The organism is Planococcus versutus, assembly GCF_001186155.3.
GTDB lineage: Bacteria > Bacillota > Bacilli > Bacillales_A > Planococcaceae > Planococcus > Planococcus versutus.
The window spans coordinates 2992892-3006157 of record NZ_CP016540.2 but is presented as its reverse complement, the minus strand read 5'-3'; the positions used below and the strand labels follow the sequence as shown (position 1 = coordinate 3006157).

At 40.6% G+C, this 13266-nt stretch carries 11 protein-coding genes; 10 read left to right on the top strand and 1 reads right to left on the bottom strand.

Translation table 11 applies throughout. The annotated features are described in order from the left end of the window. The first annotated feature begins 20 nt into the window (after positions 1-20). From I858_RS15150 to I858_RS15120, 7 genes are all read left to right on the top strand, one after another. Positions 21-935: a glycine betaine ABC transporter substrate-binding protein gene (locus I858_RS15150; protein ID WP_049693675.1), complete on the top strand. Its 915-nt coding sequence runs from the start codon at positions 21-23 to the stop codon at positions 933-935. Positions 936-1229: 294 nt separating this feature from the next. Continuing rightward, entirely contained in the window at positions 1230-1793 is a 564-nt protein-coding gene (locus I858_RS15145) for an NADPH-dependent FMN reductase (RefSeq protein ID WP_049693674.1), read from the top strand. A 280-nt stretch (positions 1794-2073) separates the two neighbouring features. Further along, positions 2074-3819, top strand: coding sequence for a SulP family inorganic anion transporter (locus tag I858_RS15140; protein ID WP_049693673.1), 1746 nt, complete (start codon positions 2074-2076; stop codon positions 3817-3819). A 40-nt stretch (positions 3820-3859) separates the two neighbouring features. Further along, the gene (locus I858_RS15135) at positions 3860-4186 is read left to right on the top strand and encodes an ArsR/SmtB family transcription factor (RefSeq protein WP_420812638.1); all 327 of its coding nucleotides are present in this window, start codon (positions 3860-3862) and stop codon (positions 4184-4186) included. A gap of 294 nt (positions 4187-4480) precedes the next feature. Continuing rightward, positions 4481-5464 (top strand): ring-cleaving dioxygenase, encoded by a 984-nt coding sequence (locus I858_RS15130; RefSeq protein WP_049693671.1) that lies wholly within the window; start codon positions 4481-4483, stop codon positions 5462-5464. 373 nt (positions 5465-5837) lie between these two features. Then, positions 5838-6443 (top strand): flavin reductase family protein, encoded by a 606-nt coding sequence (locus tag I858_RS15125; protein WP_049693670.1) that lies wholly within the window; start codon positions 5838-5840, stop codon positions 6441-6443. 155 nt (positions 6444-6598) lie between these two features. Continuing rightward, positions 6599-7135, top strand: coding sequence for a glutathione peroxidase (locus I858_RS15120; RefSeq protein WP_049693669.1), 537 nt, complete (start codon positions 6599-6601; stop codon positions 7133-7135). A 117-nt stretch (positions 7136-7252) separates the two neighbouring features. Here the strand turns inward: I858_RS15120 and I858_RS15115 are convergent, their stop codons facing one another. Next, on the bottom strand, positions 7253-8206 hold the full coding sequence (locus I858_RS15115) for a carbon-nitrogen hydrolase family protein (RefSeq protein WP_049693668.1): 954 nt from the start codon (positions 8204-8206) through the stop codon (positions 7253-7255). A 97-nt stretch (positions 8207-8303) separates the two neighbouring features. Between I858_RS15115 and I858_RS15110 the strand changes: the two genes are divergently transcribed. From I858_RS15110 to I858_RS15100, 3 genes are all read left to right on the top strand, one after another. Further along, on the top strand, positions 8304-9290 hold the full coding sequence (locus I858_RS15110) for a 2-hydroxyacid dehydrogenase (RefSeq protein ID WP_049693667.1): 987 nt from the start codon (positions 8304-8306) through the stop codon (positions 9288-9290). Between the two features lie 438 nt (positions 9291-9728). Continuing rightward, entirely contained in the window at positions 9729-10133 is a 405-nt protein-coding gene (locus I858_RS15105; RefSeq protein WP_049693666.1) for a (deoxy)nucleoside triphosphate pyrophosphohydrolase, read from the top strand. A gap of 31 nt (positions 10134-10164) precedes the next feature. Beyond that, positions 10165-13059, top strand: a complete 2895-nt coding sequence (locus tag I858_RS15100; RefSeq protein WP_049693665.1) for a DEAD/DEAH box helicase — start codon at positions 10165-10167, stop codon at positions 13057-13059. The last annotated feature ends 207 nt before the right edge of the window (positions 13060-13266 follow it).

Genomic DNA, 13266 nt, shown 5'->3' with positions numbered 1-13266 from the left:
AAAAAGGAGATCGATTTATAATGTTCAATAAAAAATGGAAACACTTAGGACTTATGTTTGTTATCGCACCTACACTAGTTATCGCAGCATGTGGAACTGAAGAAGAAAGCTCAGAAGATACGAATGGAGAAGTAAATTACGGTGAAGAAATGGGTTACAAAATTACAGGCATTGAACCAGGTGCAGGTGTAGTTGCTGCATCTGAAGCAGCAACAGAAGAGTACGAAAATCTTGAAGGCTGGGAAATTGTTACTTCTTCAAGTGGTGCAATGGCAACAGCTTTAGGTGAAGCGATTGATAACGAAGAACCTATTATCGTTACAGGCTGGAGTCCGCATTGGAAGTTCCAAAAGTATGATTTGAAGTACTTGGAAGATCCAAAAGGTGTATTCGGAGATGCTGAAACCATTAAAACAATGGCTCGTAAAGGGTTGGAAGAAGAAAAACCAGAAGCGTACAAAATTATTGACCAATTTGAATGGGAGTCTGCTGATATTGAAAGCATCATGCTTGAAGTTTCAGATGGTGCAGATGTTGAAGAAGCAACTGCTGCTTGGGTAGAAGATAATGCCGATAGAGTTGCAGTATGGACAGATGGTACAGAAGAAGTAGATGGCACAGAAATCACATTAGCATATGTTGAGTGGGACACAGAAGTAGCTTCTACAAATGTTGTTGGAAAAGTTTTAGAAAACCAAGGTTTTGACGTAACGTTAACACCGCTTGATAACGCTGTAATGTGGCAGGCAGTTTCTGAGGGACAAGCAGATGCTATGGTAGCAGCGTGGTTGCCTGGAACTCACGCTAGTCAGCTTGAAACGTATGGTGACGATTTAGTCGATCTTGGCGTAAACTTAGAAGGCGCAAAAATTGGATTTGTTGTTCCAGAATATATGGACATTGATTCGATTGAAGATTTAACATCAGCTGAATAATAGAGGGAACTAATCCTTAAAAGAGAAACGCTTCATGCGTTTTTTTTTTGAGATTTTTTTGTTCAGCACCAACAAAATGAAAACATCCTTTATGCAGTATAAGACAGAGGAGCATTTACTAATACATAAGATTTTAAAGCAAATATACAATAGTGACCTAAACTCACGTTTTTAAAAAGAATATTCTGACATTATATTTGAAATCGAATCTTATTTCCTTTATGATTAAGAGACATCAAGGAGTGAAGGTTCGTAGAGCTAAGACCGCACCACAATTTGAGGAGGAACTCATTCATGACAAAGATCGGGATTATTACAGGCAGTACACGACCAGGACGTAATAGCTTGCAAGTTGCTCAGTGGGTGAAAGACATTGCTGATAAGCGTGGAGACGCTGATTACGAAGTAGTGGATTTGGCTGAATTCAATTTACCCATGTACGCAGAACCAATTTCAGCAGCTTACAGTCAAGACTATAAGACTCCTGAAGCTATTCCGTGGTCTAAAAAAATCAACGAACTGGATGGCTATGTGTTTATTTGCCCAGAATACAACCATGGTGTAACGTCAGCCTTGAAAAATGCCATTGATTATTTGTATCCAGAGTGGAACAACAAAGCAGCAGGAATTGTCAGTTACGGTTCATCGGGTGGTGTTCGCGCAGCTGAAGCATTGCGGGTCATTTTAGCAGAACTTCAAATCGCGACTGTCAGAACACATCCTGCCATGTCACTATTTACTGATTTCGTGAAAATGAGCGAGTTTAAGCCGGCAGATCTTCATGAAAAGTCAGTGATGACTTTACTTGACCAAGTGAATGCATGGAGTAATGCTTTTGAGCCACTTCGGGATAAATAAACAAATTAAATTGAAATAAGAGACCGTCCTAGACCGTCATGAAGATGACGCTGGAACGGTCTTTTTATTGTTCCTACTAAACGAATTACTTTCCGCTTCAGTCGAGTCGAACGCTTGCACTCCAAACTACTTATCTAATTTAGTACAAGAGAGGAAATCGCGTCTTTTAGCAACCAAATACTTTATAGACTATTTGACAATTATTTTTATAGGGTATATGTTTGTATTATAATATATTCAAATAACCAGATATACTATAAAATATAAAGAAGGTCCTAGTATGGAAAAGAAGTCGATTTTCACGGGAAGATATGCTGGCTACTCATTCCAAAGCTTTAAAAAAGATTTGTTATCGGGCATCGTAGTTGGAGTGATCGCGATTCCATTAGGCATGGCTTTCGCGATTGCTTCGGGTGTAGATCCCGAGTATGGAATTTATACGACCATTATTGCAGGTATTTTGATTTCGATAGTTGGTGGGTCAAAATTTCAAATTGGAGGTCCAACGGGAGCGTTTATTCCAATCTTGTTTGCTATTGTACTTACTTACGGATACGAGAGCTTATTGTTGGCAGGATTTTTAGCGGGAATTATGCTCGTTTTAATGGGAATCTTCAAACTGGGATCGCTAATAAAATACATTCCACGACCAGTGACAATCGGCTTTACTTCGGGGATTGCCATTCTCATTTTTGTTGGACAAATTGCCAATTTTTTAGGATTGAGCGGTGTGGAAAAGCACGAATCGTTCTTTATGAATGTGAAAGAAATTTTACTTCGCATCGATACGATTAATGTGTATAGTGTGTTAACCGCTGTAGTTTGTCTGATTGCTGTGATGCTGACGCCAAAAATTTTGCCAAAAGTGCCAGGACCTTTAATCGGCTTATTGGTTTCGACAATTTTTGCGACTGTCTTTTTTCCAAGTGAAGTTGCAACGATTGGTTCAGCATTTGGTGAAATCTCAAATAAGCTGCCAGCATTTCATCTTCCTGAAATCACGTTTGAACAGATTCAACTGTTGATTGGTCCCGCTTTTGTCATTGCGATGCTCGGTGGAATTGAATCGTTATTGTCTGCCGTTGTTGCGGATGGCATGACGGGCAGTAAGCACAATAGCAATAGAGAGCTAATTGGACAAGGAATTGCGAACATGGTGACGCCATTATTTGGCGGAATTCCAGCTACGGGTGCGATTGCGAGAACGGCGACCAATATAAAAAATGGAGCCGTTTCTCCTTTTTCAGGAATCATTCACGGAGTGGTTGTGTTATTGGTGCTCCTTCTTTTCGCTCCTTATGCATCCGCAATTCCACTAGCGAGCATGGCGCCTGTGTTAATGATTGTTGCTTGGAATATGAGTGAGCGGCATGTGTTTGTCTCGTTAGTAAAAACAAAGACAGCCGATTCACTTGTGTTACTCATTACTTTTTTATTAACGGTTTTTGTTAGCCTGACGGTAGCCGTCCAAGTTGGGTTAATCGCTGCGGTTATTTTGTTCGCCAAACAAATGAGCGAGCAACTGGTCATCGCAAAAGCATTGCCAGACCCAGACGATAAAGATGAACGAATGGCTACTCACCGTGTAACCAATAGCCGCGACTGTCCACAAATCAGTATCTTTAACGTAGAAGGACCGTTGTTTTTTGGTTCTGCTCAAACCTTCGAGCAATCGATTATGCGAACCATTCATTACAAACCGAATATCTTGTTGCTGAGAATGGGGAAAGTGCCTTTCATGGATACAACAGGTGAAGCGTATTTATCAAATATCATTACAGACTTTTCAAAACACGGTACTGTTATATTTTCTGGAATGAAACCACATCCGCTCAGTGTCATGAAAAAAACGGGCTTGTATGACGATGCTGGAGAAGAGCATTTCTTTGAACATACAGGCGAAGCCATTGATTTTTCGTTAGAAAAACTTGATCGAAACAAATGTCTAGGCTGTCAGCATTTTGCCTTTAAGGAATGTACCGCTTTGTCAGCAGGTCTAGATTATAAACGGATTGAGGAAATTTAAAACAAGTAGAGAGAGGAAGAAAACTAGTTTGGATATAGCCATGCAGCAGTTTAAAGCCGAATTTTTCAAAGCCTTAGCACATCCGCTTCGAATTCGCATTCTAGAAATTTTAGCCGACGGAAAAAAAAGCGTTAACGAAATCCAGCAACTCGCCGAAAGTGAAGGTTCAGCCGTCTCGCAGCAATTAACCGTCTTAAGGTCAAAAAACATTGTCACCGGTAGTAAAGAAGGAAACCGCGTAATCTATTCGTTACGGGATCCGTTAATTATTGAATTATTAGACGTGGCTAAGAATATTTTCAACAATCAGTTGTCAGAAACGATTACGATACTGGATCGGTTGAATGACACAGACAAAGCAGAATAACAATTTTTACTTTGTGAAATATGCAAAAGGAATGGAAGGAAGATGTCCATTCCTTTTTTGGGGTTACAAGTTGGAAAGTATTAGTATGATAGATTTTAATTTGTAAAAGGCGAGGTAAATCAAAAGCTCGACGTCAAAAAAACTACGTGGTATTATTATCTCGAATTAAAGGTAAATTGTTTCAAAGTAAATTGATAAACTATCATAATTTTTTCTGAAAGAGCAGTTAAATTTTTTTACTTATATATCTCGAATTCGAGATATTAATTACCTTCAGAAAGAGGAGAGAATTTGATGAACGAATTAAAAGGAATTCACCACGTAACAGCCATCACTAGCAGCGCGGAAAAAAACTATGAATTTTTTACGTATGTATTGGGCATGCGTCTTGTCAAAAAAACGGTGAATCAAGACGATATTCAAACGTATCATTTATTTTTTGCAGATGATAAAGGGTCAGCGGGAACAGATATGACGTTTTTTGACTTCCCGAACATTCAAAAAGGCGTGCACGGAACAAACGAAATTTACAAAACAGTTTTCCGCGTGCCAACGGATAGCGCGCTCAACTACTGGATCAAACGTTTTGATAAATACCAAGTGGCACATAAAGATATCGAAGAAGTATTCGGCAAAAAAACAATTTCGTTCGTCGATTTTGATGATCAACAATATATGCTGATTTCAGACGAAAACAACAGAGGTGTAGCATCCGGCACACCGTGGCAAAACGGTCCTGTGCCACTGGAGTTTGCAATTACAGGGCTTGGCCCCGTGCATATTCGGATCGCAGATTTTGACAGCTTGAAAAAAGTATTAGAAAGTGCGATGTTGATGCGCGAAATTGCAAAAGAAGATGCTTTCCATTTGTTCGAAATAGGAGAAGATGGAAACGGGGCGCAAGTCATTGTCGAGCATAACACGTCGTTGCCATCTGGACGTCAAGGTTTTGGTACGGTTCACCACGCGGCTTTCCGTGTAGCAGATACTGACGTATTGCAAGAGTGGATCGACCGGATGCAAAGTCTTGGGTTCCATACATCCGGCTATGTCGATCGTTTTTTCTTCGAATCATTGTATGCACGAGTAGGACAAGGCATTTTGTTTGAATGGGCAACCGACGGTCCAGGATTTATGGACGATGAGCCTTATGAAACTGTTGGAGAAAAATTATCCTTGCCGCCATTTTTTGAACCAAAGCGTGAAGAAATTGAACAATTGGTGCGTCCAATTGATACTATCCGTAGCACACGTACATTCGAAAAAGAGTATCTGTAAGCACGAATATGGTTAGTGAATTAGTTGGAACCAAACAAGAAAATGTAAAAAAAGAGAAAATAGATTAGATAAGTGAGACTTATTATTTCTATATTTCTAGATATTCCACAAAATAGCTCTGCTTTCCTGCGGGCTTGCGCCGAACTAACTCGGACTATACGTCCGAGTGGATTTCGACACTTCGCTATCCCGCGGGAGTCTCCGCTATTTTGTTACATATCTTTAAATTTTCTACTCAAACAGAGAAAAAATTCATCGTTCACTATCCAATAAACTGCTTAATATCGGCGCTTACACGGGCTATGCCCAAAGCGATATGTAAAAAATAGCTCATTTATATAAATCAATCTCATGAGTAAAGGAGTGGATAAGCATGATATCAATTGATCCGGAACAAAACGAGGAACGTGATAATTACAAACTATTAGTGGGCTCGATTATTCCACGACCCATCGCGTTTGTCACAACACAATCAGCGTCAGGAGTCGTTAATGGTGCACCGTTTAGCTATTTCAACATTGTTTCTTCCAATCCGCCGATGGTGTCGCTTGCGATTCAACGACCAGCAAGTGGCATGAAAGACACTGCTCGTAATATTTATGGCAACGGGGAGTTTGTCGTGCATATTGTAGACCGTGACAATGTAACGAACATCAACGAAACGGCTGCTTCTTTGCCCCCGTCAGAAAGTGAAGTCGAAATGGTAGGACTGACGCAAGTGCCGAGTTCAATCGTATCGGTTCCAGGCATTGTTGAGTCGAAAATCCGTATGGAATGCCGCTTAGTAGAATCAGTTGCGTTAGGTGGAGACGGTCCAGGCAGTGATTTGTTTATCGGGAAAATTGTCCAGTTCCACATTGACGAAGCTATTTACGAAAAAGGGCGCATCGATCCGAAGGGACTAGATGCTGTAAGCCGGTTAGCAGGAACAAATTATGCAGCGATCGGCGAGATTTTTTCGATGGAGCGTCCGAAATAGAAGGGTTTTGACTTGTTTGTTCATAATTTAGTAGAACATAAGTTGAAGAGATGAGTTTAGCATGTTACTCCAGTTAATGAGGTATACTGAGAAAATGAGGTTCTGTCGAAGAAAAAAGCATCATGTTTCGACACCCATAAAGAAGGAGGCTATTTATGTCGATCTATGCGTTAACAACAAAACTATCAAACGGTGAAGAACTGCAACTAAATACAGTAAAAGATGAAGTGGTCTTAGTCGTGAATACCGCGAGTCAATGTGGATTAACGCCTCAATACGAAGAATTAGAAACGCTTTATAAAACCTATAAAGAACAAGGGTTTGAAATCATCGGCTTTCCGTGTGACCAGTTTGGTGGACAAGAACCAGGAACTGACGAAGAAATAATGGAGTTCTGTACAGCGAATTTCGATGTTAGTTTTCCAATTGCTCAAAAAACAGAAGTAAACGGAGAAGCAGCACATCCTCTTTATCAGTACTTGCGTAGTCAAGCTCCAGCGGATGAAAAGTTTGATAAAGCAGGTGTTTTGCAAAGAGAAGACCGCGATATGGTAGAAAGCTCTGATATCCAGTGGAATTTCACCAAATTCCTGGTCGATCGTAAAGGAAACGTCGTTCACCGATTTGCGCCAACTGTAGAGCCAGCACAAATCGAGACCATCATTGAGCAGTTGCTAGCTGACAATCAGTGAAAAGTAAAAAGCACAGCCAAAACGGTAATCCGTTCTGGTTGTGCTTTTTTGTGATGGATTAAACGATAGCTCATCCGTTTACTTAGATGATGCTTTCACTAGAAAAGGAAAGGATGATCAGTTGCCCCACACCACGTTTTTCTGCGCTTTCTCATTGACCGTCAACTGGAAAATATCGGGTCTAGCGTAGTGTCCCGCTACGTCAAAGTCGAATTGACCTTCGACGATTTGGTCTAAATCGAGTTCGGCGTAGAGAATGGTTTCTTCCCCGTACACTGGTTCGACAATCAACTCGCCTAAAGGTCCTGCGATGCAACTTCCGCCGCGAGACATTTCCTCTGGCAACTCTTGAAATTCAGCCCGTGACGAAATAGCTTCCGGGTACATCGATTTTGTTGAATACTGATTGCACGACAATACGAAACAGCGACCTTCTGCCGCTACATGTCGAACCGTTGACGTCCACGTATCTCGTCCATCGGCGGTTGGCATGACGTAAATCTGGATCCCTTTGTCATACATCGCGGCACGCGCGAGCGGCATGTAGTTTTCCCAACAAATTAACGCGCCAAGTCGTCCGTAAGGCGTCTCGAAAACTGGCAATGTGCTGCCATCGCCTTGTCCCCAAATGAGACGCTCGGATCCGGTCGGTTTTAACTTACGGTGCTTGCCCAGCAATTCGCCATCAGGTCCGAAAAACAAGACCGTGCAATACAAGGTGCCTTGACTACCGGTCGAGTCTTTTTCGATGACACCGATTACGACGTAAGCTCCCGCTTGCTTCGCTGCTTTGCCAATTGCTTGTGTTTCAGGACCGGGTGCTGTGATCGAGTTGTCCCAATACTGCCGGAAATCTTTACGGCCTTCCGAGTCCCGGCTGCCAACGACTGCACCAAATGACATACCACGCGGGTAAGCCGGAATAAACGCTTCTGGAAAGACGATAATGCTAGCTTGTTGCGTAGCAGCTTCTTGAATCAAGCAGACTGTTTTGGCAACGCCTTTTTCTTTGTCCATGATTTCAGAGCCGGCTTGGACGACAGCTACTTTAAATTTAGTGGATTTCGTCATTTATTTCATCCTTTCTTACCTGTTTCTATTCTACCATTGTTATAATATTCTTATAACAGAATAAGTTAAAGACCACAATGAGTAAAGGAGGCGCCAAATGAAACCAAAAGTTTATATTGCTAGACCTATTTCAAAACAAGTAGAAGAATATATTGGCGAGCATTGCGACTATAAAAAGTGGCAAGGAGAAGGAGCGATTCCGCTAGATGTGCTCATGGAAGAAGTGAAAAACGTGGAAGGAGTGCTCGTGCAACATGCACCAATTACCAATGAACTGCTCGATCAAGCACCTCATTTAAAAATTGTCAGCAATTCCGCAGTCGGCTACGATTCTTTTGACTTGGCAGCCATGAAACAGCACCGTGTACTTGGTACACATACACCTTTCGTACTGGATGAAACGGTAGCGGATTTGGCAATGAGTTTGATGCTTGCCACTGCGAGACGTGTGCCTGAACTGAATAATTTTGTTAAGCAAGGAAAATGGAACACGCAAACAAAATCCCAGGAGTTGTTCGGCATCGATGTCCATCACACCACTATGGGCATTATCGGAATGGGCCGCATTGGTGAGAAAATTGCTAGAAGAGCCCGTTTTGGTTTTGAAATGGACGTTCTTTACAATAGCCGAACTCCAAAACCCGAGCTCGAAGAAACATACGGCATCGTCTACAGCGAGCTGGAAGCACTTTTGAAAAAATCCGATTTTGTTGTTTTGATCGTGCCACTGACTCCTGAAACTCACCATTTAATGGGCGAAAAGCAATTTGCACAAATGAAAAACACAGCAATATTGATCAACTGTGCGAGAGGAGCAGTCGTAGACGAAAGCGCTTTGGTCCGCGCTTTAGAAACAGGTGAAATTCGCGGGGCGGGACTTGACGTTTTTGAACAAGAGCCGGTTTTAACAGACAACCCCCTCTTGCAGATGGAACAAGTTGTCGCTCTGCCACATATTGGATCTGCCACAGAACAAACCCGTGCAGCCATGCTGATGAAAGCAGCAGAAAACTTAGTCGCAGGAGTGACAGGTGGAGTTCCTGAGAATGTGGTGAAGGAATTGCAAGAGCTGTTAGAAGAGTAGACTTGACCGGTCCAATCACTAGATGAATAACTCCATGAAAAAAGTCAAAGAATTGCTTTAAGCTTCTTTGGCTTTTTCTCTAGCTGCCATTATGCACTATCTGTTTTTTAGCTCTGACATACCCCAAACCCAAAAATCCATAGCGATGGATGTGTAAGAGAAATGCGGTGATGAGGTTTTCCACCAAGTAGTGTTAAAGTAACGAGTACCAGTATGAGAACGACTATTATCCATACATAAAAGACGAGGATAGTCCGTTTTTTCTCTCGTTGAGTTGTAAGCGTAAACGCACTCAGTATGACCATGAGAACAATAACTGCAAATACAATCCACTTGAAAAGTGAATTTAAATCGAAAAGAGGAATATATCTAGAATACGAAATGATAGAATGAGAAGAATTGAAAGGTTAAATAAAAAGAAGCAGGTGAAGAAGTTTTATGAAGAAACGGTTACATGTAGTTGGAGCAGTCATTATAAAGGAAGACAAAATTTTATGTGCACAACGAGGAATGAAAAAGAGCTTGCCCGGTCTTTGGGAGTTTCCAGGAGGCAAAATAGAAGAAGCTGAAACGCCGCAAGCAGCGTTAAAGAGAGAAATTCAAGAAGAAATGCATTGTCATGTAGAAATTGGTGAGCAAGTAGAGCATACGGTGTATGAGTATGATTTTGGTATTGTTCATTTGACTACGTTCTACTGCCAGTTAGTTGAAGGAACGCCGCAGTTAACAGAACATATCGCGATTAAGTGGGTAAATGTGCATGAATTGGATCAGCTAGCGTGGGCACCTGCCGACATTCCAGCAATAGAGAAATTAAAACAAACCTACCCAGCTCAAAGATAAGTGAGTTAGACGAGAGAAGCGAGGGACAAAGATGAATTTTCTTCAGAATTTAGAAGACTCTCTATATAAAGGGTTTATCAACCAAGCAAAACCGAGTGGTGACCGTTTCAAGCCGACTTTACTGATTAACAACACGAAAACAAATGACACTGTATTAAATTCTATTACAGAAGAGTTAGATAGCTGTCAATCGTTTCTCTTTTCAGTAGCATTCGTGACAGAAAGTGGCTTGGCGACCTTAAAAACTCATTTATCGGATCTTAACCGAAAAGGAATTAAAGGAAGGATCTTAACTTCGACTTTTTTAAATTTCAATCAGCCTAAAGTATTTAAAGAACTTATGAAAATCAATAATGTAGAAGTCCGGTTATCAAGCATGAAAGGCTTCCACTCGAAGGGCTATATCTTTTCGCATCAAACGCATCAAACCTTAATTGTTGGCAGTTCTAATTTAACGGCACAAGCCTTGAAAGTGAACTATGAGTGGAATGTGAAATTGAGTTCTCATGAAAATGGAGAATTGGTCCATCACTTTTATCAGCAATTCGAAGAGGTTTGGGAAAATGCACAGCCTTTGACAGAACAGTGGATTACAAGCTATGAGCAATGCTACATACCGATTGAATACCGCAAAGAATTAAAAAATGTAGCTGAATTTCCGGAAGTGTATACTGAAAATCCGTTAAAAGAAGCCATCAATATCAAGCCGAACAAAATGCAAGAAGCTGCTCTTCAACAAATACAGTTAGTGCGAGAAGCAGGAAATGATAAAGGTTTGGTGATTTCGGCAACGGGGACAGGGAAAACTTATTTATCTGCTTTTGACGTCCGAAGTTTTGCTCCGAAAAGAATGCTGTTTATCGTTCACAGAGAACAAATTCTTCAAAAAGCAAAATCTGATTTTATTCGAATAATGGGTGGAGTAGAAAGTGATTTTGGAATTCTTTCAGGAAATTTGAGGGAAACCGATGCGCGTTATTTGTTTGCGACGATTCAAACCATTTCAAAAGAAGCAACGCTCAATCAACTAGATTCGCAGGCTTTTGACTATATTTTGATTGATGAAGTGCATAAAGCGGGAGCTAAGTCGTATCAGAAAGTCATCGAGCATTTCCAACCGAAGTTTCTCATGGGTATGACGGCAACACCGGAACGAACCGATGATTTTAATATATACGAGCTATTCGACTATAACGTAGCGTATGAGATTCGTTTACAAGAAGCGTTAGAAGAAGACATGCTGTGTCCGTTTCATTATTTTGGCGTAACAGATGTTGAATATGAAGAAGGCGTGATTGACGAAGCAACTGCTTTTTCGAAATTGATAACAGAAGAACGAGTTGCTCATCTTTTGCAAAAAATCAATTACTACGGACATTCAGGTGAAAAAGTGAGAGGGCTCATGTTTTGCAGCCGAAAAGAAGAAGCCACTAAACTTTCAGAAGAATTGAATCGACGAGGATTAAAGACGGTCGCATTGACTGGCCAAAATTCGCAAGAAGAACGAATTTTATACGTTGACCGGTTAGAGAATGGCATCATTGATTATATTTTAACTGTCGATATTTTTAATGAAGGAATCGATATTCCGAGTGTCAATCAAGTGGTAATGCTAAGACAAACACAGTCTAGCATTATTTTTATCCAGCAGTTGGGCCGTGGTCTTCGCAAGCACGGATCAAAAGAATTCGTAACCATCATTGATTTCATCGGTAACTATAAAAATAACTACCTCATTCCAGTCGCGTTGTCAGGTGAGCGTTCACAAAACAAGGATAATATTCGCCGCCGAATGAAAGATACCAGCTACATCAGAGGGATTTCCACAGTGAATTTTGAAGAAATTGCGAAAAATCGAGTGTTCTCAGCGATTAAGAAAAGTAACTTAAGTGATATGAAGATTCTTCGAGAAGCTTATCTAGAGTTAAAAAATAGAATCGGACACATTCCACAGCTTCAGGATTTTATTCAGCACAACTCTATTGATCCGTTAGTGATTGTTCAGAAATACACAACCTATCATCATTTTTTACTGAAGTTGAAGGAAATCAATCCGCTTGTCACTGTTTATGAGGAACAGGTATTAACAATGCTTTCACTAGAAATTTTAAATGGCAAAAGACTGCATGAGATCTTGTTGCTTGAACTGTTAATAGAAAAAGAGCAAGTCACGATGGACATCTATGAGCAGTCTATAAAATCTCATAATTGTACGTCCAACCTCGAAACTTTAGCTTCGGTACAGCGTGTCTTGGATTTGAGTTTTTTCAACCAAGGCCCACGTAAAAAATATGGCAGCAAACCACTTGTGGTTTTCAGAGAGAACAGCATCTATTTTAATGAAGATATTCAAGAAAGCTTGAAGAAGAATACGAGCTTCCGAGCGATGCTCATGGACTTAGTAATGGGCGCTAATGAGCTAAGCAAAAACTACAAATGTGATCAGGCGCTAACGCTTTATAAAAAATACACACGTAAAGATGCGTGCCGCTTATTAAATTGGGTAAGTGATGAAAGTTCCACGATTTATGGCTATAAAACAAAGCACGGTTCTTGTCCGATTTTTGTTACGTATCACAAAAACGATGCAGTAGAATCGAGCGTCGCCTATACAGAAGGCTTTATCAGTCCTGAAATCTTTAAATGGTCAACAAGAAGTAATCGCACCTTGGCGTCTGGAGAAGTAAAAACCATTATAGATGCTGCGGAAAACAATATTGACGTTCATTTGTTTATCAAAAAAGATGATGATGAAGGCGGCGATTTTTATTATGTGGGTCAAGCTCTTCCAGATAAAGAAAACATCGAGCAAGCGTTAATGACGGATAAAAACCTAAAAGAAATACCGGTTGTTCATATGCATTTAGCGTTAGAGAATACTGTAGAAAGTAAGTTGTATCACTACATTACAAGTGAAGAAAATTGATTGTAACACCAGCTCTTATATATGGAAGACACGTATTTTGATTCGCCACTGCTGGCAATGCGTACAGTAATCGGTGACTAGATACGGGATTCGCATGACTGGAAAGTAGCGGGTAAAAAATGTACTTACATAAAAAACTGCTGTCTCGTGAGTCTCTATAAGTAAGATCAATGCTTGATTTTACTTTGTCTACATTTGAGAATAGGC

Excerpts from the sequence above, each read along its gene's own strand:
- I858_RS15110 (WP_049693667.1), top strand. The coding sequence starts at position 8,304 with ATGAAACCAAAAGTTTATATTGCTAGACCTATTTCAAAACAAGTAGAA.
- I858_RS15105 (WP_049693666.1), top strand. The coding sequence starts at position 9,729 with ATGAAGAAACGGTTACATGTAGTTGGAGCAGTCATTATAAAGGAAGAC.
- I858_RS15135 (WP_420812638.1), top strand. The coding sequence starts at position 3,860 with ATGCAGCAGTTTAAAGCCGAATTTTTCAAAGCCTTAGCACATCCGCTT.
- I858_RS15145 (WP_049693674.1), top strand. The coding sequence starts at position 1,230 with ATGACAAAGATCGGGATTATTACAGGCAGTACACGACCAGGACGTAAT.
- I858_RS15115 (WP_049693668.1), bottom strand. The coding sequence starts at position 8,206 with ATGACGAAATCCACTAAATTTAAAGTAGCTGTCGTCCAAGCCGGCTCT.
- I858_RS15130 (WP_049693671.1), top strand. The coding sequence starts at position 4,481 with ATGAACGAATTAAAAGGAATTCACCACGTAACAGCCATCACTAGCAGC.
- I858_RS15140 (WP_049693673.1), top strand. The coding sequence starts at position 2,074 with ATGGAAAAGAAGTCGATTTTCACGGGAAGATATGCTGGCTACTCATTC.
- I858_RS15125 (WP_049693670.1), top strand. The coding sequence starts at position 5,838 with ATGATATCAATTGATCCGGAACAAAACGAGGAACGTGATAATTACAAA.
- I858_RS15100 (WP_049693665.1), top strand. The coding sequence starts at position 10,165 with ATGAATTTTCTTCAGAATTTAGAAGACTCTCTATATAAAGGGTTTATC.
- I858_RS15150 (WP_049693675.1), top strand. The coding sequence starts at position 21 with ATGTTCAATAAAAAATGGAAACACTTAGGACTTATGTTTGTTATCGCA.
- I858_RS15120 (WP_049693669.1), top strand. The coding sequence starts at position 6,599 with ATGTCGATCTATGCGTTAACAACAAAACTATCAAACGGTGAAGAACTG.